Here is a 24,128-nt window from a genome sequence, read left to right on the forward strand (position 1 = left end):
CGGCAGGGAAAATATTATGGGCTGACCTTCCAAGACCCGCGTGGCGCATGACAAGATGAATGAAAGTCAGAGCAAGTGGTTGAACATGGATGAAAGTGGATGGAGGTTGGTAAGCATGAAGAACAGGAAAAGAACGTTTTTTTTAGCTGCAGCTGTCCTTACAGCCATATCGGGAACGGCTCTTGCCGATGCCGTGATTCCCGCTGATGCCCATCGTTATAATGGGCATTTCTATTATGTGTTTGACGGCGTGGCCAATACTTGGGAAGAAGCGGAACGGTACTGCGAATCACGTGGAGGGTATCTGGCGATCATCAATGATGCGGCAGAGAATCAGAGTCTTTATGATTATATCAAACGCATGGGGAAGAAAGATGTTTACTTCGGGCTTACGGAAGCTGGACATCCAAATGTTTGGCGCTGGGTGGATGGTGCACCGCTGACTTATCAGAATTGGAATACCGGAGAACCCAATCATGGGCCTGGGGAACATTATGGTATGTATTATACTGCTCATCAGGCCTATACCTGGAATGACGGTGACTTTGGCCTGCAGGGCAGTACCGGAAGCAGCAAGGCTTTTCTTTGTGAATGGGACAGCCTGCGGGGCAGCAATCCCCATCATAAACCAGGTGCCCATAAACCGCCGGGGCATAGGCCGCCGGTACGGCCAGGGCATCATGGACCAGGCTATCCGCCAGCACAGCCAACGCCGCCTGTTGCGGTGAACCATGTTCCTGTGTCGCCTCCAGCAGCAAAGCCTGTTCCTGTGCCGCCTCAAGCCGCACCCATGAATCTGCAGGGCGGAAAGCTGGTCTGCTATCTGCGTTTCAATGATTCGGCCATCAAGGATGATGCGGGAAATTCCTGGGGTGGATACAGCAATCCACAACTGGATACTTTTGGCGCCAAGGCAGGCAAGGCGCTTAACCTCAAGGATAAGGCATATATCCAGCTGAATAAGGCTGTAACCTTCGGTGGACAGGACTTTACGGTCGATTTTTGGTTGAATATGTCTTCATACAGTGGCAGTTATGCCAGGGCCTTTGTATTCTACAATACACAGAATAGCAATACGAATGCACTGTTATTCTATCGGGTAGGCAGCTCTGGTACATTCGCCACGATGTGGAATAACGCATCAGTGAATAATTCCGCGGTGAAATTAGATCATCTCCAACATATTGCTTTGGTTTATCGCCATGATCTGGGCGTGTTGACTACTTATGTGGATGGGAAAAAGAGCAGTGAATTGAAGTGTACGATTCCCAGGACACAATTCAACCAGGGCTTGCTGGGCAAGAGTAATTATACCAGTGATGGCCTTATGGTGGGGACTATGGATGAATTCCGTGTGATTGATGGTGCAGCGCTTTGGAAGGCGGATTTTGTTCCGCCGACAGCGTATTGAGGGGGGGAATCCAGCCTCTATAGGCGAAACTAATTCACGGAGTGTATATGCAAAGAAATCTTTTAGGGCGAATCAGGAAAGGGCAGCCCTTTTCCTGGGGAGAGTTGTTGCTGCTGACCTGGCAGCTTAGTGTTCCGGCAATCATGGCGAAAATCACCACGGTGATGATGCAATACATCGATGCTTCCATGGTCGGCATGATCGGTTCTGCGGCTGCTGCTGCCATTGGACTGGTCAATTCAACCACCTGGCTGATTGGTGGTGTCTGTTTTGCCATGTCCATGGGTTATACCATCCAGCTGGCACATGCTATTGGGGCAGGCGAAGATGTCAAGGCACGGAGCCTGGTGCGTCATGGCTTGTGGGCAGTGTTTGCCTTCAGTCTGGCCATGGGAGCAGGCAGTGCCCTGTTCAGCGACGACCTGCCTTATTTTCTTGGCGGGACGGCAGAAATTGCCGGGGATGCGGCGACTTACTTGTGCATCTATGCATTGGGGCTGCCGTTCCTGGCCGTGAACTTTGCTGCTGGTTCCATGTTGCAGGCTAGTGGCAATATGAAAGTGCCCAGCCTGCTCAGCGTACTGATGTGTTTGCTGGATGTGCTGTTCAATGCCTTGTTGATATTTCCCTGCCGTACGGTGGAAATCGAGGGCTGGGCTTTATGGATTCCCGGTGGGGATATGGGCGTAGCCGGTGTGGCTTTAGGTTCCGTTTTGGCGGAGATCTGCTGTATGGCAGCGATGCTCTATGTACTGCTGAAAAAATCACGGCAGCTGCATTACCGTCAGGAAGAACTGCTATCCTGGACGAGCGAATTGCGGGAGGCGGTCATCCTGGGGATTCCCATGGTGCTGGAACAGGTGGTCATGGGCGGTGCCTATGTGGCCTTTACCCGTATCGTTTCGCCTTTGGGCACAGTGGCACTGGCGGCCAATTCCTTTGCTATCACGGCAGAAAGCCTTTGTTATATGCCGGGCATTGGCGTGTCCACAGCTGCCCAGACTTTGGTGGGGCAGAGTGTGGGAGCGAAACGCAGCCAGCTGGCCCAGCGGTTTGGTTATGCCAGTGCCGGGCTGGGGATGGTGGTCATGCTCATCATGGGCATCATCATGTATGCCTGTGCGCCGCTGATGATGGCGATGCTGTCTGCTGATGCGGCAGTTATCGCCGCTGGCACAGAAATCCTGCGCATTGAAGCCTGGGCAGAACCGCTCTTTGCGGCGGGGATCATCGTGACCAGCATCTTCCGGGGAGCAGGAGAGACCAGGATGCCGACCATCCTGAATCTCGTAGCCATGTGGGGGATCCGCATTCCTCTGGCTATTTATCTGGCTGTTGATTACGGACTGCCCGGAGTCTGGACGGCCATGTGCGTGGAGCTATGCGCACGTGGCTTGTTATCCTTGGGCGTCCTGTTTTATCGGGGCGAAAGCCTGTATCAGAAAAAAGCATGAAAAGGCCCGCTATGGGCCTTTTTTCATGCTTATCTATATTGCCTGAAAATTCCATTTATGGTACAATAAAGTATAAGGTGTAAGGAAATTAAGGCAGAAGGGAGGCGTTTCTCATGGCAGCGATTGGTGAGACATTGGGCATCATGAGTCAGGTTGTTGACTTTTCCGTGAAGATGCCGCGGTTGTCGGATAAGTTCGATCCACATCCCAATATGCATCCAGCCACTCCTGTCCGTGAGCAGCAGGACATCAATCGGACGGCATATAATGCCCTGCAGAATGGAATCAATACGGAAAAATCCTTGCAGGAGAAGACGGATACTTCAGTCAAGGACTACAAGGCAGGGAAGAAGTCTTTCCAGGAGATGCTCAAGAAAGTCACGGAAAATTCCGCAGAGGAAAGCAAGACGGTAGCGGCATATCTGAAGAAGAACAGCAATAGCAGTGAGAACACTTACATGGCGAATTCGACGGCTAAATCCACTGGTACTAATGGCAGGATTGTCGATTTACAGTCATAACTTATGATGTGTAAACTTGTAACATTCATCTATATAAGGTAAAATGGATACAGTGCGGAAGCTGTATCCATTTTTATTGAGGAGGAATCATCATGCAAGTCATTCATACCGATAAAGCTCCGGCCGCTGTGGGATCCTACAGTCAGGCTATCAAGGCAGGCAATACCCTTTATCTTTCCGGGCAGATTGCCATCAATCCGGCAGAGGGCAAGATCGTGGCCGCTGACATTGCCGGGCAGGCAGAGCAATGCTGCCAGAACATTGAAGCTGTGCTGGCAGAAGCTGGCACCGATATGGGCAAAGTGGTCAAGACCACTTGTTTCTTGGCTGAGATTGCCGATTTCAAAGCCTTCAACGAAGTCTATGCGAAGCATTTCATCAGCAAACCCGCCAGAAGCTGTGTGGCCGTCAAGGATCTGCCGGCAGGCGCCTTGTGCGAGATAGAAGCTATCGTAGTGCTGGATTGAGGAAAAGAGGACTGTGCGCTCACAGTCCTCTTTTCTTTAGGATGATCTTTACGATATAGGGATAACAAAGCATGATGAACAGCAGCCGTGTCAACTGGTAGGCCGTCATGGTGGAGCTGTCAGCACCCACAACGAGTGCTGTGATACCCATTTCCGCCAGGCCGCCAGGGGCCGTGGACAGGAATGTGGTGGCAATATCAGCAGGCGTCAGGCAGGAAAGGGCGATGCCCATAAGCATGGACACGGCCAGCACCAGCAGTACGCTGCCAATCAATACCGGCCCCATGCCCTGATAGTCCCGGATCTTCCGCAGATCTATGCTGGTGCCGATATAGCTGCCCACGCAGATCTGGGCCATATTCAGGTAGTGTACCGGAATGACAGGGGCAGTGTGGCCGGAACAGACGATATAGAGGGCTGTGGCCAGCAGCGGGCCTAAAAGAGTGGCAGTAGGCAGATGGACGGCCTTGCCGATGACTGCACCTGCTATAGCAACCAGGGCAAAGACCAACAGGCTGCCGGTATGCTCTACAGCCAGCAGATGTGCCGACTGCCCTGCAGAGGGCAGCACATGGATGGCCAAAAAGGGAATCACGAAGACAACGGACAACATGCGCATAGTCTGCATGATGGTGACGGCGGTCAGATCCGCTTCCTTCATCTCGGCGGCCAGGATTACCATCTGCGACAAACCGCCGGGAACGCACCCCAAGAGACAGCTGGTCAGATTGATCTTGGTGCGGCGGAACATCAGCCAGGCGGAGAGGATCCCCGCACAGATGGTCACAAAAGTGGCCAGCAGCATAAAGGGCAGCTGGCTTATGATAGCCTGCCCGGTTTCCAGCGTAAAGGGACGTCCCATGGAATAACCCAAAGGAATCAGGGCCGCATTGCGGACAAAGAGCGGCCAGCGCAGTCGTCGACCGCTGACCAAAGCGGTAAGAGAAACGGCCAGGATAGGTCCTAAAGTCCAAGGAAGGGGAGCATTTACCTGCTCCAGCAGAAAACCGCCACAGGTGGCGATGATGATGGTGAGAATGAAATCTGTCAAAATAGCCCCGTTCTTTCTTTGTGTTGTATGAAATTCATTTTAACATTAGCATTGTCGATATGCAAGGATAGTCATGCGATAATGGGCAGATAAATAAGCGCGGGGCAGATTGGCCTGAGGGGCAATCTGCTCCACGCTTGTTGGGGTGGATCATTTGCTGTTCCGTTTATCAGAACTTCCACAACAGAGTTGCATTGGCGGCAAGGCCACGCTGTTTTCCTGTCCAGCCTTGCAGGGAAATATCCATGGTCAGAGGATCTTTTTCGCTGGGGACGAATTTGACGCCCAGTTCGGCCATGCCGCTGGAGCCTTTCATGGAGGTGGCAGGGGTGGAAAGTCCCCGGTAGCTGGCCCGGCCTTTGGCTGAGAACTCATAGTCCCAGGCAAGGCCTCCATATATTTCCGTATCGGTCGAGGTCTTATGTGTATAACGTATCCCCAGTCGTGTCCTACTGGAATTGATGGCCTTGAAGTTGTATTTTTCGCCGGTGGACAAGGTCACATCATCCCCGGCCTGATGGGTGTAGAAGTATTTGCCATAGAGGGAAACACAGTCCTTTTTCCCCACCTGCCAACGGTTGCCTGCACCGACATGGAGCCCGTAATAATTACTGCGGCTGTCGTAATTGGCAGCCATGGCCCCTTCCCCGTGATAGTCGCTCGTGAGGCGCCCAAAACGCAGGGAACCGTCATAGAAGAAGCCGTTCTTCAGCTCGTTCTGCAGGAACCAGCCGCCACCGAAGAAGTGAGTATTGCCCTTGGCATGGGTGCCATCATCCAGATAGCTGTTGTAGGTGCTCCCTCCGTATTCGGCAAAAGGTCCGGTCAGAAGCGTATGCCGGGCGCCTTTGATTTCCTTGGCCAGCCCCAGTGCCAGCCCGAACCCGTCACTGTCCACATGAGAGCCGGTCTTGTAACGCATATTGGATCCCCCTGCGGCAAAGAAGGGGTTGAAGCCGGCTGACGTCCCTGCTGCCACTTGAGCTGCGGCAAGTCCCTTGGAAGTCACAAAGTCTGCACTGGAGTTCAGTGCCGCCATGCCAGCCGCTGCAGTTTCCACCAGCGACTTGGTCTGCTCTTTGAGCTGAACGGTTGTATTTTCATTGCCTCCAGCTCCGTCCAGATCAGAATCAAAGGTGCCGCCAATGGTGGCCACAAGGCTCGTATCCCCATTCTCCAGCTGAATTCCGATAGGATAATCGATGGATACGCCTTCCGTCAGCGTGGCCTCTCCCACATTGCCATCCCACCAGATGCGTCTGGGATTGGTCAGAAGGTTGACCTTGTCCCCGTACCCAAGACTGGTACCTCCGGGAACATAGACGGAAACCTTGCCACTGCCCAAATCCGTGGACATGGTGGAGTTGACCGTGATGATCGTATCTCCGTTTCTCACATTGGTGGGCAGATAGTAATTGAGATTGGAAAAATATTTCACGTCCTTTACCGTGATGTCCTTGGTATAGACATTCAGGGTGGAATTAATGCTGGACACATCAGAATACCGCCATTTCGTGCCATAGAGGGTTGCCTTGCTCAGATCCAGCGCCGACTTGGCGTAGATATCGATGGAATTGTTCCGCTCCGTGCCGCTGTACTCCGCATCACCGGCATAGATGCTGCCGGCCACCGTGCCGCCATTCAGCACCACCTTATTATTTTCCGCCGTACCATTATTGGCAAACCCCCCGGTAATGATGGAGGCTGTGGAATTCATGGTGCCGCCGTTGATGATTACCTGATTGCCCCGGGCTGCATTGGTGCCGCCGCTGGCATAACCGCCATAGATCTGGAAGCCGCCCAGTTCGCCAGCATTGACTTCCACGACATTATTGCTGGCTGTAGCGGTGCCTTCACTGCTGAGCGTGGCATAGCCGCCATAGATGCGTTCCTGATGGGTGCCGCCATTTATCTGCACGCTGTTGCTGTCCGCTATAGACGCCGTTCCGGAGCTGCCTGAGGTACTGCCGCCTTCAACGCTTCCTTTGTAGGTTCCGCTGCCCAATATCACCTGGTTCTTGCTGGCAAGAGCCGTATCCTTGTTGGTGGTGGCCGTTCCCCCGATAACTTGTGTCATCGTACCGGAAAAGCCACTGACCTTGATGACGTTTCCTGTGGCTTCCGAATTCGTTGCAGTGCCGGATGAATAGCTGCAGTAACCGCCCCACAAGATGCCACTGTTACCGCTGAAATTGCCGCCCGTCACGGTAACGGTATTGTTATTGGCCAACCCTTGGCCGTTGCCACCATAGATTGACATATTGCTGATGGTACCGCCGCTGATTGTGACCGTATTGTTGATTGCGCCACCAGTGCCGCCATAACCACTGTAACCGCCGTAGATCTGACCATTGACCGTGCCGCCGCTGATGGTGACGGAATTATTGGACACCGTGCTGCTGCCCTTCTGCAGTCCGCCATAAACATTGTATACTGTGCCGTCGGTCATCACGACCTTGTTGTTGCTGATGGTGCCGGCCATGATATCGATGTATTTCCCGCCACCGCTATACACATTCACTGTATGGCCGCTGCCACCGCTTTCCGGACAGGCTGCCAACGTAAAAAAGTAATACGAGCCCATATCTCCAAGGCGCACGTTCAGTACGTTGTTCGTGCCCTTCACATAGTAGACGTCATCCTTGTAAACCATGTAATTCTTGATATCGGCGCCGCTCTTGATGGTTACCGTGGCTGCCTTGCCTGTTCCTGCGGTAAACACGAGCGATGTTCCCAATGCCAAACCAATCCACGCGGCTAAAACCCGTTTTCTTTGTCTAAACATGAGAGTTCCTCCCTGAATAACCCTTATTACCTAAACATTCCAAACATTTCTGTTATTCTTCGACAAATGCGTCTGCTTTTCCTGCTTGGGGGCGCTGGCGTTTTGGGGGGGCAGGATAATGGCTGTAGTAAAAATGTGAATTTGACTTTTTGTCATTTCTGTCGTATACTAAGCATTGTGAGTTAGCACTCATGCACATGGAGTGCTAAAGAACGTGACATTTCATTATTAGGATAAAGAGAGGCGCAAGATTAATGGCAAAAGAAACCCATGAATTTCAAGCGGAAACCAAGCAACTGTTAGACCTCATGATTCATTCCATCTATACGAATCACGAAATCTTCCTGCGGGAGCTTATCTCCAACGCGTCAGACGCTATTGATAAGGTGCATTTTGCAAGCCTGACCAACCGGGACATTCTGGAAGGGGACGACAGCTACGAAATTTTCCTCGAACCGGACAAGGAAAACCATACCCTGACCATTACCGATAACGGTATCGGCATGAGCCGTCAGGAAGTGATCGAAAACATCGGCACCATCGCTAAATCCGGCACCAAGGCTTTTATGGAACAGCTCAAGAAGGCCAAGGAAGCCAGCGAGGGCGGCGAAGGCAATACGGATAAGGAACTGATTGGCCAATTCGGTGTAGGCTTCTATTCTGCCTTTATGGTGGCAGAAAAAGTTGTGATCGAGACCCGCAAGGCAGGGGAAACGGAAGGCACTCGTTGGGAATCCACTGGCGACGGTTCTTACAGCATTGAAGAATGCAGCCGTGACAAGCGCGGTACTAGCATCACCATCACCCTGGGCAAGGAATTCTTCGGCGACGAAGCGGAATCCGACTTCACGGAAAACTACACGCTGGAACGTCTGGTCAAGAAATACAGCGATTATGTGCGTTACCCCATCAAGATGAACTTCGAGCATGAGGAAACGCCGAAGGATGATGAGGGCAAGGAAATCGAAGGCGCTGAGAAGATCAAGACCATCGAATGCCGCACGTTGAATTCCATGCAGCCTCTCTGGACGAAGAACAAGTCCGATATCAAAGAGGAAGAATATGATGAGTTCTTCAAGAATCAGTTCCATGAATGGGAAAAGCCAATGGAAGTGTTCCATACCAAGGCCGAAGGTTCCGTGGAATATACGGCTCTGCTGGCTATCCCGTCCCGTGCACCGTTCAACCTCTACCATACGGATTATGAACCGGGCGTGCAGCTCTATTCCCGCCATGTGTTCATCATGGACAAGTGCAAGGACCTGCTGCCGGATTATCTGCGTTTCATGAAGGGCCTTGTGGATTCTCCGGACCTTTCCCTGAATATCTCCCGTGAACTCCTGCAGCAGAGCCGCGAACTCAAGGTTATCGGCAAGGCGCTCGAAAAGAACATCTTGAAATCGCTGGCCCGCAAGCTCAAGAACAAGCGCGAGGATTATGAGAAGTTCTGGAATGAATTCGGCAAATCCCTCAAGATTGGCGTTTACAACAGCATGTATGCCGGCAGCGATACCATCGACAAGCTCAAGGACCTGCTGCTCTTCATGAGCTCCAAAGAAGGCAAGCTGGTAACGCTGAAGGAATATGTGGAACGCATGCCGGAAAGCCAGAAGAAGATCTACTACGCTACGGCTAAGGACAAGGAAACCATCGAGCATCTGCCCCAGATGGAAACCCTGCGTGACAAGGGCCTTGAAGTGCTGTATCTCCTCGATCCGGTAGATGAATTCTGCATTGAAACCCTGCGTGAATACGAGGGCAAGAGCTTCCATTCCATCAGCCGCGGCGACCTCGACCTCGACGATGCTGAAAGCCAGGAAGTCAAGAAGGAAACCGAAGACATCCAGAAGAAGAATGATGACCTCCTGAAGGACATCAAGGATGCTCTGGGCGAAAAGGTAGCAGATGTCAAAGTCTCTGCTCGTCTGAAATCCAGCGCCGTCTGCCTCGTAGCTGACGAAGCCGGTCCGTCCCTGTCCATGGAACAGACCTTCGCTGAGATGAACAACCCCATGTTCAAGGCAAAACGCATCCTCGAAATCAACCCGCATCATGAACTCTTCACGAGACTTCAGGGTCTCCACGAAGCCGGCAAGGACAGCGCTGACTTCAAGGATTACTGCGACCTGCTCTATACGCAGGCACTCCTTATCGAAGGCATCCTGCCGGAAAATCCGGTGGACTTTGCCAATAAGGTGGCCAAGTTGATGGCCAAATAAGGCAAACGTCAAAAAACCTCCCCATCGGGGAGGTTTTTTATTTGTTTGGTTCGTTTTTTTTGGCCAGCCAGCGGGAGGCTTTTTCCTGTTGGCGGATTTGGACTCTGTCTGTATAGATATCCTCAATCACCAGCTTGCAGATGACGATGAAGGGGACAGCCAGGAACATGCCGGGGGCGCTCAGCAGTTCTCCGCCCAGCACGATGCCAAGGATGATGGCGATGGGGTGGAGGTTCAGGGATTTGCCGATGAGGGTGGGATAGACGAAGTTGTGGTTGATCTGCGTGAGCAAAAGATAGAAACCTGCGGTCTGCAGGGCCACGATGGGATTTACAGTAGCAGTCAGCAAGGAACCGAAGGCGGAAGCAACGGTGGGCCCCAGCACCGGAATGAATTCGCAGATGCCGGATACAACGGCGAATACGGAAGCATAGGGCAGATCCCGGATGGTGAAGTAGAGAAAGACAATCACTGCAGTGATGCAGCAGATGACCAGCTGGCTGCAGATGTAAATCCGCAGAGACAGCAGGATACGGTTGAAGAGCAGGAGTACCCGGCTGTAATCCCGGGTGGGGAAGAGACTGGCCAGGTATTTTTTGATGGGTTCGCCATCTTTTAAGAGATAGAAGGTCACGAAAAGGATGATGACCAGGTCGATGGCTTTGCTGAAGAGAGAGAGCAGCATGGTCAGGGATGATTTCAGTACCTCTGTGCTGGCGTTCTTCATCTCGCCCCAGATATCATCCAGCTGTCCCTGCAGGAATTCAGAATCATGGAGCCAGGGGATATTCTGGATCTGTTCCGTAAGCTGGGGGAAGTCCATGACGAAGCGACTGAATGTCGGGATGAAGCTTTTGGATACCAGTGCCAGCAACAGCAAGCCGAGGCCGATGAAGCAGAGCAGTACCAGACCCGCCGCCAGAGAGCGGGGGATTTTTTTTGCCGCGAGTCTGTCTACCACAGGCAGGAGCAGCAGCTGCAACAGCAGGGAAATGAAGATGATGAAAGCCAGCTGCGGCATGAACCAGAAAGTGGACAGCAGTACCGTAAAGCTTATGGCTAAAAGAATCGAAGTTCGGTATTTTTTGATGGGCAAGGGAGGTTCTCCTTATGTTCATTTGATCTTATTCAGGCGTTCGGCAAGGACCGAGGCGCTTTCGTCACCGCTGGTGCAGGTGATGATGGGCTGCTGGCCCAGCATCACGGTATTGCCTTCGGTGTAAGCAGCGCGGGTGTTATGGCCGTTATGATAGGCAGCGGCCAGATTGCCCATGACGAAGTAAGCGCGTTCCTGGGCACTCATGCCGCCCGCGGCAGCAGGGGTGCAGAAGACTTTGGTATTGACCTTGATGACGCCGTCTTTGTTGGTGACATGGCCATTGCTGTATTGGTTGAGCCTTTTGGCATAGGCATCCCGGCGGTCATCATTGGCGGGGTGGTCAGACAGGAATTTCTGGAAAGAGGAAGGCTGACCCTTGGAGCGGTCCATGACACGCTGCCAGACGGCCGCGCAAGCACCGGGATTATAGCCGGTGTGAGAGATGTAGTCAAAGGCCAGTGCATCGGCTTCCCGTTCCATGGGTTTTGTGATATGGCGGTTGTTCACTACGGCGGCCATGAGCTGGCCTGCCTGAGAACCGGTGGCGGCACCGACGATCTCTACATTCAGGGCCCGGCGGGCACCTTTGACCGGATGGTCTTTCTGGCCATGGCCTAGTTCGTGGGCCAGTACGACGGCAATCTCATCTTCATTTTGCAGGACCGAGTAAAGTCCGGTATTGACGCTGAGGTTATGGCCTAATGTGCAAAAGGCGTTGAAGGTTTTTTCATTGTTGATGAAATAATTATAGGGCTTCTTGTAAACACTGGGATCGACAGCGGCGATACCAGTGGTAAGGTTATGCATGATGCGATCCAGCTGGTTGTTGAGATAGGGATCATGGTTGACGCCGTATTGTTTTTTTAGATGTTGCAGCATTTCCTGACGGCCCTGTTCGGTGTCATTGTATTTGTGCAGTTCGTTGTTCAGCTGGCTGTGAGCGGCGGCACCGCCAATCAGCGCACCAGCGATATTGCTGAGGTCAAAGCCTGCTTCTGCCCTAGGGGCGGGAGCACCAAGTGTAAGAGGGATAGTCAGGCAGAGTGCAGTGAGGCCTGTGGTGATTCTGGTTTTGAGTTTCTTATTCATGAGCAACCTCCTGAAGCAGATTTTGCTGATTGATTATCAAATAAATACGATTATATTATAGCGGAAAAAGGCATCGTTGTGTTGATATCTTCAGATTTTTAATGGAATTTTAAGACGGTGATGTTTCTCACAATTATTTCTTACTGGTGACTGTTGCAACATCATTTTTTTGCTGGAATTAGTATAATATAAATCAATAATGGGCATTAGCAAACACTATGAAATGGGAGAGAGTCATGGAAAGACGAAATTTTCTGAAGCTCCTGGCTGCTGGAGGGATTATGGGACTCTTCCTGCAGGGGGCTAAAGGGGAGACAGCCAAGCTTCTGCGGCCGCCAGGAGCCGGGGATGAAATGAGTTTCCTGGCGGCCTGCGCCCGGTGCGGCAAGTGTGCAGAAGTCTGCCCGCTGGGCTGCATCGAGATTGCGCATGGAGAAGCTGGGCTTTCGATGGGAACGCCGTATATGACGCCACTGGAACATCCTTGTGATCTCTGTATGAAATGCACCGAGGTTTGTTCGACAGGGGCACTGCGGAAGATTCCCAAGGAGGAAGTCCGCATGGGGGTGGCGGTGATTGACAATGATCTCTGCATTGCCCGCCGGGATGATGACTGCCAGACCTGTTACCGCACTTGCCCGCAGTATGGCAAGGCCATCAAGCTGGAAAGGTACAAATATCCGGTCATCGATCCGGACTACTGTACCGGCTGTGGCATGTGCGAGCACGTGTGCCTGGGAAATCCCAAGGCCGTGCATGTCAAGGTGCGGGAATAGGAGGCGCGGCTATGAAGATCACGATGAAGAGCCGGCGGCGGGTATTGCAATTATTTTTTCTGGCCCTGATGTTTCCGCCGTTGTATTTCACCGGTGTCCTATGGTTTGGCACCTATATATCCGGTGACTTGGGCGGGCTGGCTTTGACAGATCCGTTGACAACCTTGGAGATCACGCTGGCAGGCAAGGATTTTTATCCGGCTTTGTGGCTGTCGGCTTTGCCGTTGCTGTTGGCAGCAGTTTTATTGGGACGGGTATTTTGCAGTTATGTCTGTCCATTGAATCTGTTGTTGGAGCTGCTGCCGGGAAAATTGGAAAACTATAAGTCGAAAAATTGCCAATTGCCAATCTATATTTTGGCGCTGGTGCTGCTTTTGTCCCTGTTGGTCAGCCTGCCGGTGCATAATATCCTTTCGCCGGTGTATGGGCTGATGCATGTCCTGCTTTTTGGCTTGGGGGTGGAAATCCTTCTGGTGGCCATCGTTTTGGTGATGGCGCTGGTCATGGGGCGGAAAAGCTGGTGCCGGTATCTTTGCCCGCTGGGGGCTATGTATGGCCTTCTGGGCGTCAAAAGACGGCTGTTCCTGCAGGTGGATGCCAGTAGGTGCGTGCATTGCGGGCGGTGCCTGAAGGCTTGCTCCATGGGGACGGTGCCCGGCAGCGATAAGCTTGCGGAATCTTATCTGTGTACGAATTGTGGTGACTGTGTGGATGTCTGTGACAAGCAGGCATTGCATTTTGGCATAACGGGTTCGAAGGATAGTGGAATCATTAAGGAGGGGAAATGAGATGAGTTTATTGGACAAGAAGTTCAAGCTCAAGCACATTGCGCTGGCGGGTTTTGCCTGCATTGCGCTGCTGGGTGTGACCGTGGCTATGATTGAAGCCACGAACCAGAGCAGTTTCTGTGGCACGACCTGTCATGAAATGGATCCCATGTATCAGACCTGGCTCCATTCGGGGCATAAGAATGTCGGCTGCGCTGAATGTCATGAAAAGCCTGGCATTGAGGGCACGATTGCTTCCAAATGGCAGGGCACGCAGGAACTCTTCCTGCATGTGACGGGACAGGTGCCGGACCCCATCAAGATGGAAAATCCGCAGGACAAGGTGAACTGCTATACCTGTCATCAGGGCAATATCATGAATGAAGAGATTGCGGCCAAGGACAAGAATCCGCATACGGCCAAGCATTTTGCCAATGGCATGAACTGCCTGACCTGTCATAGCGGTGTGGTGCATAAGGATGGGGCAAACGTTGATTTGCCGAGCCGTGACCGCTGCTACACCTGCCATCTCGATGCCATGGGTAAATTATAAGGAGGCGCTATCATGAGTTTGTCATTTTCCCGCAGGGATTTTTTGAAGGGCATGGCAGTGGCCTGTGCCATGGTAACAGCGGGCTGTGCGCCCAAACGTGATACGCAGCAGGGGCCTGTGGGCACTGGTGAAGCCGATAAATGGGTCAAAGGTGTTTGCCGTTATTGCGGTACCGGCTGCGGCGTGCTGGCCGGTGTCAAGGACGGTAAGATCGTGGCGGTCAAGGGCGATCCGGATTGTGCGGTCAATAAAGGACGTTTATGCGTCAAGGGCATCTTATTGCCGAAGATTATTCCGACCAAGGACCGCGTACTTCATCCGCTGATCAAAAAGGATGGTAAATTCGTAGAGGCAACCTGGGATGAAGCCCTTGATCTGATGGTCAGCAAGATGAAGGAAGTGCTGGCTTCTGACGGGCCGGATGCGCTGGGCTTCTATGGTTCCGGTCAGACCTTTGCCGAGGAAACCTATGTAGCCCAGAAGATGATGCGGGCGGGGCTGGGAACCAACAATATCGACGGTAATCCGCGTACCTGCATGGCCAGTGCCGTGGCGGGGTTCATCACTACCTTCGGTGAGGACGAGCCTTCCGGTACCTATGCCGATATCGAGGAAGCGGATACCTTCTTCCTGATTGGTTCCAATCTGGCGGAAGCCCATCCGGTGCTGTTCTCCCGTCTGGTTGACCGCAAGAACAGCAATCCCGATGTGAAGATCATCGTCTGCGATCCGCGCAAGACGCGTACATGCGATATTGCGGACCATTTCATTCAGTTCACGCCAAGCCGTGACCTGGCTTTGATGAATGCCATGGCACAGGTGATCATTGCCGATGGCCTGACCAATGAAGGGTTTATCGAGCGCCATACGGAATTCATGAAGGGTGCGACGGATAAACTGACCTATGATGAGTACAAGACTTTCCTGCAGGATTATACGCCGGAAAAGGTGGAAGCTGCGGTAGGCGTGCCTGCGGCCAAGATCCGCGAGATTGCGCATCTCTTTGCCAATCCGAAGCGTAAGACCATGTCCATGTGGTGCATGGGGCTCAATCAGCGTACCCGCGGTGTATGGGTGAATAATCTGGTACATAATCTGCATCTGCTGACGGGCAAGATCTGCTCGCCGGGCAATTCTTCTTTCTCACTGACCGGCCAGCCCAGTGCCTGCGGCAGTGTGCGTGAAACGGGCGGCCTTTCGCATCTGCTGCCTGCTCACCGCATGGCGGCCAATGCCAAGCACCGGGAAGAACTGGCCAAGATTTGGGGCATCGATCCTGCCAGGATGCCCAGCAAGCCGGGCTATCACACGCTGGCCATGTTCAAGGCGGCGGTGGAAGGCAAGCTGAAATTCCTCTGGGTGATGTGCACCAATCCGGGGCACAGCCTGCCCAATCTGGAATACTATCGTCCCGGCATGGAAAAGGTGTTTATGGTCGTGTCGGAAACCTATCATCCTACCCGTACCAGTGAGCTGGCGGATATCGTCCTGCCGGCAGCTCTCTGGATGGAGAAGGAAGGCGTCTATGGCAATGGCGAGCGTCGTACCAACCATATCGCCAAGGCCGTTGACCCACCGGGCGAGGCAAGGCCTGACCTCGAGGTGCTGATTGAAGTCACGAAGCGTCTGGGTTATGAGGAGCTGGTGCCCTTCAAGACGCCGGAAGATGTCTGGAAGGAATACCAGCAGTGTCAGGAAGGCACGGCCATGAAACTGGCTTCCTACGACAGATTGCGCAAGGGACATGGCTTTACCTGGCCGGTACCCGATGATGATTCACCGGAGACCTATATCCGCTATGCGCGTCCCTGGGATACGCATGTCAAGGAAGATGCACCCGATGGCATCGAGTTCTATGGCCGTCCTAATGGGCGGGCAGTCATCTGGGCAAGGCCGCAGGTCGATGCGCAGGAAATGCCGGACAGCGAATATCCGTTCTTCTTGACTACAGGCCGTATCCTGGAACATTGGCATACGGGCACCATGACGTTCAATGTGCCGGAGCTCAAGAATGCCGTGCCGGAAATGTATGTGGAGATCCATCCCGAAGATGCCGCCAGATTCGGCATTGCCGATGGGGATCTGGTGGATGTCATCTCCCGCCGCTCGACCTGCTATCTCAAAGCCAAGATCAACGGCCGCGGGCAGCCACAGAAAGGGCTGGTCTACGTGCCGTTCCATGATCCGGTGCATGAGCGCCTGATCAATCGCGTGCTCTTGGATGCCTTCGATGCCGGTTCCAAGCAGCCGGAGTATAAAGTCTGTGCGGTCAATATCCAAAAGCATCAAGGATAAAAAAACAAAGGATGCAATAAAAAACAGTTCGCTGACACTTCGCCAGTGGACTGTTTTTAAATTGCAGTTTGTTGATAAGTTCGTGCTAAAGGTAGCTCGTTCATACGCCGTCAGGGGTTCACGGGGGAGTACTTTTTCTGTTTCCGCTAAACGACCCTCCCTGCAAGGTTAGAGTTACTTAGCTGGATGCGCCGGGCAGGCCAGCGGCGCGTCTTTCAGCGTGCTCTTTAGCTATTGCCTGCGTCGGGCCGGTCTTCGCTATCGCTCAGACAGTCGCTCCCACAGAAAAAGCACTCCCCCGTTCGCCCTAGGCACGATTCTGGCAATTGGCACGAACCGTTTCTCCCGTAACAAGCACATCGCTGTGCTTGCACCTTACAGCAAAGGCGTAGTGGTCTTTACATGCGTACCTTTGGGTGGCGGTGGGGATGCTTTTTCGCCGACGGAACGACTGCCTGAACGAAGTGAAGGCTGGCCCGCAAACAGCATTGGCTGGAAGCTTCGTTGATTGGAGCGCCGTTGGCCTGCCCGGCGCAGGTAGCTGGAAGATTCGTACTTCTGCTGGCGGGTCATTTAGTGGAGCGGCGAAAAAGTATTCCCACCGCCGCCCCACTGAGCTGTAACAAATTTTATTCAGGCTCGCATTGATAAACTGCAATTTTCATTCTGCTTCGCCTACGTAACAAGGATAGACTCCGAGGGTGCCAGGAATTTTTTCCAGTTCACTGCAGGTTTTATGCAGGCTTTGATAGTCATTTTCTTCCACATAGAGAATCAGATCACCGGAAGGTGCCTGTTCTTCAATGCTGACTTGACTGAACTTTTGCAGGGCCTGACGGATGTTATCTTCTTCTTCCGATTTGAATTTCAGGATGACGCTGGCGGCGGTGATGGGCATAGTGTTTCCTCCTTTTTGTAATCGTTTTGTCTTTATCATAGTATAGATTGAGCGGAAGTGTCAAATGGATAGAACTTAACTTTTGCTCAAAACAGACGATAATACTAATGGAGATTGTCATAATGGAGAATATTGCTGGCAGCAAGAAAACGAGACGCAGGTTGCAGCGTCAGGTATCTCGTAAATACCAGATGAACAAGAAAGGAGATCGTTACTGCAAAACAGGCAACCTTATAAAAAGTGAAAAGCGACTTTTACGAATCAATCACAGGCTTACGAATATCAGAGCCAATCATGTACATCAGGCCACGGCGGCAATCATAAAACGAAAACCAAGTTTTATCTGCCTCGAAGACTTGAATGTGCAGGGCATGATGAAGAACAAGCATCTGTCCGAAAAAGTTCAGGAACAGAATCTTTATGAATTCCGCAGGCAGATTGAATACAAAGCTAATTGGGCAAAGATAACTGTTGTCATAGCTGATAGGTGGTATCCAAGCTCAAAGACCTGCATCAAGTGCGGTTATATGAAGAAAGACCTGAATCTATCAGATAGGACTTATGTATGCCCGTATTGTGGCAATGTGATAGACCGTGACTTCCAAGCGGCAATGAATCTAAAACGTTATGGAGAAGCGGAACTATTCCAATCTGCAAGCTGACACCAACAAGTCAATGCAGATATGTACTCGTTCGTTAGCGGGGGATTCAAGCCTCTGGAGCATTACATCAAACGCAAGTAGTCTGCCTCTCGGGACGGCAAAAGCGGATGTGAAAAACCTCTTTTGAGGAAAGAATGAGGAATGGAACGTAAAAGTTAGCTTTTCTTTTGAAATGTATAGCTTTTTATAAGTTTTCAGTAACGGTAGCAGGATGCGTGAAAAAGAATGGCGTACTTGCCGGCTCATGATCAATGGGCTGGCGCATAAGGTGCAATATAATCAGGCAACGATAGATAATTTATTTCTGCCATTTCTGCGGCGTATGGGCAAGATGCAGCAGAAATTAGGACGGCGCATGATTATTCTTCTGGCAGCTCCGCCGGGCGTGGGGAAGTCAACGCTGGCGCTGTTTCTGGAACGATTGTCCAACACGGATGAGGAGCTTGTTCCCGTCCAGGCTCTGGGGCTGGATGGGTTTCATTATCCGAACAAATATCTGACCTCGCATAGTATTGAACGGGGAGGCCAGCTTATCCCTTTGAGCGCAATCAAGGGCAGTCCGGAGACTTTCGCGGTGGACAAGCTGATTGGCAAGCTCACGGATGTGCGCAAGAACAATGTGCGCTGGCCGGTATATGATCGCAATATCCATGATGTGCTGGAGGAAATGATTACGGTAAAAAGGCCGATTGTCATTTTGGAGGGGAATTGGCTGCTGCTGGGAGAGGATCGCTGGCTGAATGTGCGCTCCTTTGCGGATTACAGCCTATTCATCAGTGCCGAGCCACAGGATCTGAAGGAACGGCTGATCCGCCGTAAGATGGCGGGTGGCAGCACGATGGAAGCGGCGAAGAAGTTCTATCAGAAAAGCGACAAGCTCAATGTGGAGCGCTGTCTCAAAAGATCCTGGCCTGCAGATGAAACCTGGCAAATGCTGACGGACGGCGATTATCAGCTGAAGGGGAAAGTCATGCCTACCCGCATGGTGGACAGGGATGCGCTTTGGAAGAAGCCCGATGTGCAGTTGAATAATTCTCTGCTGGGGGGACTGAATAATCGCCATGCCGGACAAGGGGGGAAGACGCCTCTTTATGATGAAGGGTATGTGCAGGGCATGGAAGCAGCCCGGAAAGCCATTCTCAGGAAGCTTTATAAAAACGGCACAATGAGCAGCAAGGCACTGCTGGATACTTTCCAGATCACGGCAGAAGAGTTTAAGGACATTATAGAATAAGCTGCGTTCGCGCAAAAACGCCCGGCATCCGGGGATGCCTTTCCACCACAATTGACAGGCTTGTCTAAGTGATGGAGAAGTATCCCGGATTGCCGGGCGTTATGGTCTTACGGTACGATCATTTTACCTTGCTGGAGAACAAATAAACGAGAATTGTCAGCACGATGCCGCCGATACCCCATTCTACGCCTTTTTCCATGAAAGCGTAAATGGTGGCACCAAGGCAGAAGAGCACAGCCAGAAGCGTCTGTTTGGCGTTTTCCTTGCGGTAAGCGAAAGTCTTGTAGTCCACACCGGTGAGCTTCTGGAAGCATTCCGGGCAGATGATGCGCTGCTCGCCAGCTTCATTCTTATTCACGAGCGCTTCTTTTTCCGGCAGATCCCGGCCGCACTCAGAACATTTCAACATATGATTACCCCCAAAAAATCCTCAAAGACAAATACCTTTCTATTTTACTTCATTTCTGTCGATTTGACTATAGATTTCTTGACACTTATGGGGAAAAACATTAAAATAGTAGGGTATAGTTAATGAACTATCAAAACAAATAAATAATGCATGAACGCAAATAAGTAAGAAGGGGGTGAGTATTATCGTTATCGAAGTAGTAGCGGTAATAATCGCAGCAATCATCGGTGCCGGAGCTGGTTATACGGCGCGTAAGCGTACCGCCGAAGCCCAGATCGGTTCCGCTGAAGAAGAAGCAAAACGCATTGTAGCGGATGCAGAAGAAAAAGGCGAGACGAGGAAGAAGGAAGCTCTGCTCGAGGCGAAGGAGGAAATCCATCGTCAGCGTCAGGAGCTCGATCGTGAGACGAAAGAACGTCGCAGCGAACTTCAGCGTCAGGAACGCCGCGTAGTACAGAAAGAAGAAAATCTTGACCGCAAGCTGGATTCCTTGGAGAAGAGGGAAGAGGGCCTGAACCGCAAGGAAGCCCGCATTGACAAGACCCAGCAGGCGATTGATGAGATGCACGAACAGCAGAAGACGGAATTGGAACGTATTTCCAGCCTGACTGCTGAAGAAGCAAGGGTAATGCTCATGGCTGAGGCGGAAGAAGAGCTGAAGCATGAAAAGGCTATGAAAATCAAGGAGTATGAGCAGCAGATCAAGGATGAGTCCGACAAGAAGGCACGGGATATCCTGAGCCAGGCCATCCAGCGCTGCGCTGCTGATCATGTGGCAGAAACCACGGTATCCGTGGTGGCCCTGCCCAATGACGAGATGAAGGGCCGCATCATCGGCCGTGAGGGCCGCAATATCCGGACGCTGGAAACGCTGACGGGCATTGACCTCATCATCGATGATACGCCGGAAGCTGTTATCCTGTCGGGCTTCGATCCGGTACGCCGGGAAACGGCCCGCATTGCACTGGAAAAACTCATTCAGGATGGCCGTATCCATCCAGCTCGCATCGAAGAGATGGTGGAAAAAGCCAAGCGGGAAGTCGATATGCGCATCAAGGAAGCCGGTGAACAGGCAACCTTTGATACTGGTGTTCACGGTATCCATCCAGAGCTGATAAAGCTGCTGGGACGTCTGCGTTATCGCACGAGTTATGGTCAGAACGTACTGAACCATTCCATTGAGGTTTCGCATCTGGCCGGTGTCATGGCTTCTGAATTGGGCTGTGATGTTACACTGGCTAAGCGTGGCGGTCTGCTGCATGATATCGGCAAGGCCATCGACCACGAAGTGGAAGGCAGTCACACCACGATTGGTGCTGACATTGCCCGGAAGTTCCGGGAATCCAAGGATGTAATCAACTGCATCGCCGCTCATCATGGCGATGTAGAAGCCACCAGCGTAGAGGCTGTGCTGGTAGCCGCTGCTGATGCAGTATCGGCAGCTCGTCCGGGTGCTCGTCGTGAGAGCCTGGAATCCTATCTGAAACGCTTGAAGAGCTTGGAAGAAATCGCTGAATCCTATGAAGGCGTTGAGCGTTGCTTTGCCATTCAGGCTGGCCGTGAGATCCGCGTCATGGTAAAACCGGATAAGGTAGATGACACGGAAGCTGTAGCGCTGGCGCATAACATCGTGAAAAAAATCGAGGAAGAACTGGAATATCCTGGCCAGATCAAGGCCACGATCATCCGGGAAACCCGCGTTGTGGATTATGCAAAATAAGGCGTGCGTATGAGCACATAAGTGAGGAGGGTGCAGGCTATGAGCCTTGCGCCCTTTCTTACACTTTAGCGGGAGGATGCAATTATGTTTGGATTTAACCTGAACGGCAAGAATAACGGCCGTAAGGAAATGAGCACCGGAGTGCAGTTGTTGGCATCGATGCTGGTGTGTTATCCGGAACTCTATGCAGTCACCTATGAACCCAAAGAAACGGAAATCACGTTGGACTTTGTGGTGGAGGCAAAGGTGAAACGGGATGAGATGGAAGTTTTTGCTGATTTAGTGGATAAGAGTGTGCAGACGTATCATGAACTTCATGGTGGTGATCCTGTATGGCTGGCAATCGATGCAGATGTGAACGGCAAGATCATGACCGTTCATGTGCGGCGCCAGTTAGGGACCATGCTGCGGGGCGAATTGGATTTGTTGACGGAATTGTTCCATGATAAGTTCGGCAATGCCCTGCAGATCGATGCACATACGTTGGATGCATTGGAGCCGGAGTTTTCCACGATGCAGAGCAATCTTCTGGATCAGATGTTTGAAATGGCTCAGACCAGCCGGATCAAGGAGCGCATGATTGGCATGCGGGATAAAGATAAGGTTGTAGTCTACAACCGCTGAAAGGAGTAAGTTATGCGTGTAATGCTGGTTGGTGATGTGGTGGGCAAGCCGGGACGCAAGGCGTTCCAAAAATATACCCCACAGCTCAAAGCCGAAAAAAATATTGATGTGGTGATCGTCAACGGAGAAAACTCTGCTGGTGGCAAGGGCTATACCCGCAAGTCGCTGGATGGCCTTTATCATGGTGGCGCCGATATCATCACTTCCGGAAACCATGTCTGGGATAAGAAGGATGTGCTGGAATTCATCGATCAGGAACCCTTCCTGATCCGGCCGGCTAATTATCCGGAAGGTGCGCCGGGCAAAGGTTATTGTGTCTATCCCTTCAAGGCGAAGAATATCGGCGTGGTCAATCTCTCTGGCCGGGCCTTTATGCCGGACATGGACTGCCCGTTCCAGAAAATCGAAGAGATCCTGCGGGAGCTTCAGCGGGAATGTGATATCATTTTCCTGGATTTCCATGCGGAAACCACGTCGGAGAAGATGGCCATGGGCTGGTATCTGGATGGAAGAGTCAATGCGGTGGTGGGTACCCATACCCATATCCAGACCGCGGATGACCGCATCCTGCCGGAAGGGACGGCCTACATCACGGATTTGGGGATGGTCGGCCCCTGGAATTCCATCTTAGGTGTGAAGACGGAGATCATCCTCCAGAAGTTCACCACCTGCCTGCCCTGCCGGTTTGATCTGGAAGAGAGCGGGCCTATGGTGTATTCGGCACTGATCGTGGACATTGATGATGCCACAAACAAGACAACTGGTGTCGAACGGATCTTAATCAAAGAATAACAAGCAGATGGCTGAAAGATTTTCAGAAGAATTTTTCCTGAGGCAGGATTTTTTCTGCCCATGCAGAATAATAAGTTAGTATCAGTTAGATATGTCATAGGAAAAATCTAGAACATTGTTGCAGTTTTGTTGAAAGAGAGGACGTGTGCTAATCATGGAAATCTTGAAGGTATCTGCGAAATCTAACCCGAATTCAGTGGCAGGAGCGCTGGCTGGTGTGCTGCGTGAGCATTCCAGTGCGGAGATGCAGGCTATTGGTGCCGGTGCCCTTAATCAGGCAGTCAAGGCAGTAGCCATCGCCCGCGGGTTTGTGGCGCCGCATGGTATTGATCTGATCTGCATTCCTGCTTTTACCGATATCAATATTGAAGGTGAAGAGCGCACTGCTATCAAACTCATCGTTGAACCGCGCTGAGATGTGCTGATTCGGCATAGGAGTGACAATAATGGCAAGTGATTTGCACATGCACACAACCTTCTCTGATGGGAAACTCACTCCGGAGGAGCTTGTGGCAGCGGCAAAAGCTGCCGGTCTCAGATATATGGCTATAACCGACCATGATACAGTGGATGGTGTCAGCCATCTTTATGAGAGCGGGATTTTCCCTGCCAAGGGAATCAAGATAATTCCTGGGATTGAGTTCAGCGCTCATCATCCGATGCGCGAGATCCATATTCTGGGTTTCAATGTGGATATTTATTATCCTGACCTGATTGACAAATTGAACGATGTGACGGAAGCACGTTGGACTCGTTTCAGTGATATGGTGGCTAAACTGCAGGATTTGGGATACCCCATTTCCGAAGGAGAGGTATTGACGCTGGCTGGCGCCAGCCGCTCCATCAGCCGTTCCCATATCGCGCGGGTCCTGGTGAAGAAAGGCTGTTTTACTTCGGTGCGTGAATGCTTCAGTGCAGTCCTGCAGAAGGGAAAGCCTGCTTATGTGCCCCACTACCATTTGGAAGTGGAAGAAATCATTGGCCTCATTAAAGGCGCTGGTGGTACGCCGGTACTGGCTCATCCCAAATTGATCGGTGATGATGAGCTGGTGCGAGACCTTTGTCAGCGGGGAATTGAGGGGTTGGAGGTTTTCTATCCCCAGCATGATGCTGAGGATACGGCGCGTTATTACATGATGGCGCAGGAGTTTGGCCTGCTGCCATCGGGAGGTTCGGATTTTCATGGTTATCCCACCAGATATCCTTCTGAAGTGGGGGTTTTTACCATTGAGGATAAATGGGCAGAGCCATTTTATCGTCCCTCGGAAAAATTCAGTTGAAGTTTGATTCGTTGGTCAGGAG

Annotated in this window: 23 protein-coding genes; 17 read left to right on the forward strand and 6 right to left on the reverse strand. The window is 51.9% G+C overall.

Going from position 1 to position 24,128, the window contains the following annotated elements:
* Window positions 1-115: 115 nt before the first annotated feature.
* The 4 genes from BUB68_RS00740 to BUB68_RS00755 all read left to right on the forward strand — a co-directional run bounded on the left by BUB68_RS00740 (window position 116) and on the right by BUB68_RS00755 (window position 3,853).
* Window positions 116-1,411, forward strand: a complete 1,296-nt coding sequence (locus BUB68_RS00740; RefSeq protein ID WP_073087917.1) for a LamG-like jellyroll fold domain-containing protein — start codon at window positions 116-118, stop codon at window positions 1,409-1,411.
* A gap of 47 nt (window positions 1,412-1,458) precedes the next feature.
* Window positions 1,459-2,865: an MATE family efflux transporter gene (locus tag BUB68_RS00745; RefSeq protein WP_073087973.1), complete on the forward strand. Its 1,407-nt coding sequence runs from the start codon at window positions 1,459-1,461 to the stop codon at window positions 2,863-2,865.
* Between the two features lie 113 nt (window positions 2,866-2,978).
* Complete coding sequence (locus BUB68_RS00750; RefSeq protein WP_073087918.1) at window positions 2,979-3,386, forward strand: hypothetical protein; 408 nt, start codon at window positions 2,979-2,981, stop codon at window positions 3,384-3,386.
* A 92-nt stretch (window positions 3,387-3,478) separates the two neighbouring features.
* Entirely contained in the window at window positions 3,479-3,853 is a 375-nt protein-coding gene (locus BUB68_RS00755; RefSeq protein ID WP_073087919.1) for a RidA family protein, read from the forward strand.
* A 19-nt stretch (window positions 3,854-3,872) separates the two neighbouring features.
* Here BUB68_RS00755 and BUB68_RS00760 read toward each other — a convergent pair whose 3' ends face one another.
* Both BUB68_RS00760 and BUB68_RS00765 read right to left on the reverse strand, forming a co-directional pair.
* Window positions 3,873-4,904, reverse strand: a complete 1,032-nt coding sequence (locus BUB68_RS00760) for an AbrB family transcriptional regulator (protein WP_073087920.1) — start codon at window positions 4,902-4,904, stop codon at window positions 3,873-3,875.
* A gap of 169 nt (window positions 4,905-5,073) precedes the next feature.
* Complete coding sequence (locus tag BUB68_RS00765) at window positions 5,074-7,689, reverse strand: autotransporter outer membrane beta-barrel domain-containing protein (RefSeq protein WP_143188038.1); 2,616 nt, start codon at window positions 7,687-7,689, stop codon at window positions 5,074-5,076.
* A gap of 254 nt (window positions 7,690-7,943) precedes the next feature.
* Here BUB68_RS00765 and htpG point away from each other — a divergent pair, with 254 nt between their 5' ends.
* A complete protein-coding gene (gene htpG / locus BUB68_RS00770; RefSeq protein WP_073087922.1) occupies window positions 7,944-9,908 on the forward strand; it encodes a molecular chaperone HtpG in 1,965 nt (654 codons plus the stop codon).
* Window positions 9,909-9,945: 37 nt separating this feature from the next.
* On the opposite strand, the gene BUB68_RS00775 is transcribed toward htpG, so the two are convergent.
* Window positions 9,946-11,004, reverse strand: coding sequence for an AI-2E family transporter (locus tag BUB68_RS00775; protein ID WP_073087923.1), 1,059 nt, complete (start codon window positions 11,002-11,004; stop codon window positions 9,946-9,948).
* An 18-nt stretch (window positions 11,005-11,022) separates the two neighbouring features.
* On the reverse strand, window positions 11,023-12,096 hold the full coding sequence (locus BUB68_RS00780) for a M48 family metallopeptidase (RefSeq protein WP_073087924.1): 1,074 nt from the start codon (window positions 12,094-12,096) through the stop codon (window positions 11,023-11,025).
* Between the two features lie 236 nt (window positions 12,097-12,332).
* Between BUB68_RS00780 and BUB68_RS00785 the strand changes: the two genes are divergently transcribed.
* From BUB68_RS00785 to BUB68_RS15385, 5 genes are all read left to right on the forward strand, one after another.
* Entirely contained in the window at window positions 12,333-12,872 is a 540-nt protein-coding gene (locus BUB68_RS00785; RefSeq protein WP_073087925.1) for a 4Fe-4S dicluster domain-containing protein, read from the forward strand.
* A gap of 11 nt (window positions 12,873-12,883) precedes the next feature.
* Window positions 12,884-13,660: a 4Fe-4S binding protein gene (locus BUB68_RS00790; RefSeq protein WP_256625443.1), complete on the forward strand. Its 777-nt coding sequence runs from the start codon at window positions 12,884-12,886 to the stop codon at window positions 13,658-13,660.
* Between the two features lies 1 nt (window position 13,661).
* Window positions 13,662-14,192 carry a cytochrome c3 family protein gene (locus BUB68_RS00795; protein ID WP_073087926.1) on the forward strand — a complete coding sequence of 177 codons (531 nt, stop codon included), beginning with the start codon at window positions 13,662-13,664 and terminating at the stop codon, window positions 14,190-14,192.
* A 12-nt stretch (window positions 14,193-14,204) separates the two neighbouring features.
* Window positions 14,205-16,487, forward strand: a complete 2,283-nt coding sequence (locus BUB68_RS00800; RefSeq protein WP_256625444.1) for a molybdopterin-dependent oxidoreductase — start codon at window positions 14,205-14,207, stop codon at window positions 16,485-16,487.
* 428 nt (window positions 16,488-16,915) lie between these two features.
* The gene (locus tag BUB68_RS15385) at window positions 16,916-17,110 is read left to right on the forward strand and encodes a hypothetical protein (protein WP_218587667.1); all 195 of its coding nucleotides are present in this window, start codon (window positions 16,916-16,918) and stop codon (window positions 17,108-17,110) included.
* Between the two features lie 38 nt (window positions 17,111-17,148).
* On the opposite strand, the gene BUB68_RS00810 is transcribed toward BUB68_RS15385, so the two are convergent.
* A complete protein-coding gene (locus BUB68_RS00810) occupies window positions 17,149-17,385 on the reverse strand; it encodes a chaperone NapD (protein ID WP_073087928.1) in 237 nt (78 codons plus the stop codon).
* A 122-nt stretch (window positions 17,386-17,507) separates the two neighbouring features.
* Between BUB68_RS00810 and BUB68_RS00815 the strand changes: the two genes are divergently transcribed.
* Both BUB68_RS00815 and BUB68_RS00820 read left to right on the forward strand, forming a co-directional pair.
* Window positions 17,508-18,047, forward strand: a complete 540-nt coding sequence (locus BUB68_RS00815; RefSeq protein ID WP_256625445.1) for an RNA-guided endonuclease InsQ/TnpB family protein — start codon at window positions 17,508-17,510, stop codon at window positions 18,045-18,047.
* Window positions 18,048-18,258: 211 nt separating this feature from the next.
* The gene (locus tag BUB68_RS00820) at window positions 18,259-19,281 is read left to right on the forward strand and encodes a nucleoside/nucleotide kinase family protein (RefSeq protein WP_073087929.1); all 1,023 of its coding nucleotides are present in this window, start codon (window positions 18,259-18,261) and stop codon (window positions 19,279-19,281) included.
* A gap of 118 nt (window positions 19,282-19,399) precedes the next feature.
* Here BUB68_RS00820 and BUB68_RS00825 read toward each other — a convergent pair whose 3' ends face one another.
* A complete protein-coding gene (locus BUB68_RS00825; RefSeq protein ID WP_073087930.1) occupies window positions 19,400-19,690 on the reverse strand; it encodes a hypothetical protein in 291 nt (96 codons plus the stop codon).
* A 175-nt stretch (window positions 19,691-19,865) separates the two neighbouring features.
* Between BUB68_RS00825 and rny the strand changes: the two genes are divergently transcribed.
* The 5 genes from rny to BUB68_RS00850 all read left to right on the forward strand — a co-directional run bounded on the left by rny (window position 19,866) and on the right by BUB68_RS00850 (window position 24,106).
* Window positions 19,866-21,410, forward strand: a complete 1,545-nt coding sequence (gene rny, locus BUB68_RS00830) for a ribonuclease Y (protein WP_073087931.1) — start codon at window positions 19,866-19,868, stop codon at window positions 21,408-21,410.
* Window positions 21,411-21,494: 84 nt separating this feature from the next.
* Window positions 21,495-22,034 carry a hypothetical protein gene (locus BUB68_RS00835; protein WP_073087932.1) on the forward strand — a complete coding sequence of 180 codons (540 nt, stop codon included), beginning with the start codon at window positions 21,495-21,497 and terminating at the stop codon, window positions 22,032-22,034.
* Window positions 22,035-22,046: 12 nt separating this feature from the next.
* Window positions 22,047-22,826 (forward strand): TIGR00282 family metallophosphoesterase, encoded by a 780-nt coding sequence (locus tag BUB68_RS00840; protein WP_178139436.1) that lies wholly within the window; start codon window positions 22,047-22,049, stop codon window positions 22,824-22,826.
* A 154-nt stretch (window positions 22,827-22,980) separates the two neighbouring features.
* Window positions 22,981-23,241 (forward strand): stage V sporulation protein S, encoded by a 261-nt coding sequence (locus tag BUB68_RS00845; protein ID WP_014423788.1) that lies wholly within the window; start codon window positions 22,981-22,983, stop codon window positions 23,239-23,241.
* 31 nt (window positions 23,242-23,272) lie between these two features.
* Window positions 23,273-24,106 (forward strand): PHP domain-containing protein, encoded by an 834-nt coding sequence (locus tag BUB68_RS00850; protein ID WP_073087933.1) that lies wholly within the window; start codon window positions 23,273-23,275, stop codon window positions 24,104-24,106.
* Window positions 24,107-24,128: the final 22 nt, after the last annotated feature.

The organism is Pseudoselenomonas ruminantium, assembly GCF_900142515.1.
GTDB lineage: Bacteria > Bacillota > Negativicutes > Selenomonadales > Selenomonadaceae > Selenomonas_A > Selenomonas_A ruminantium_D.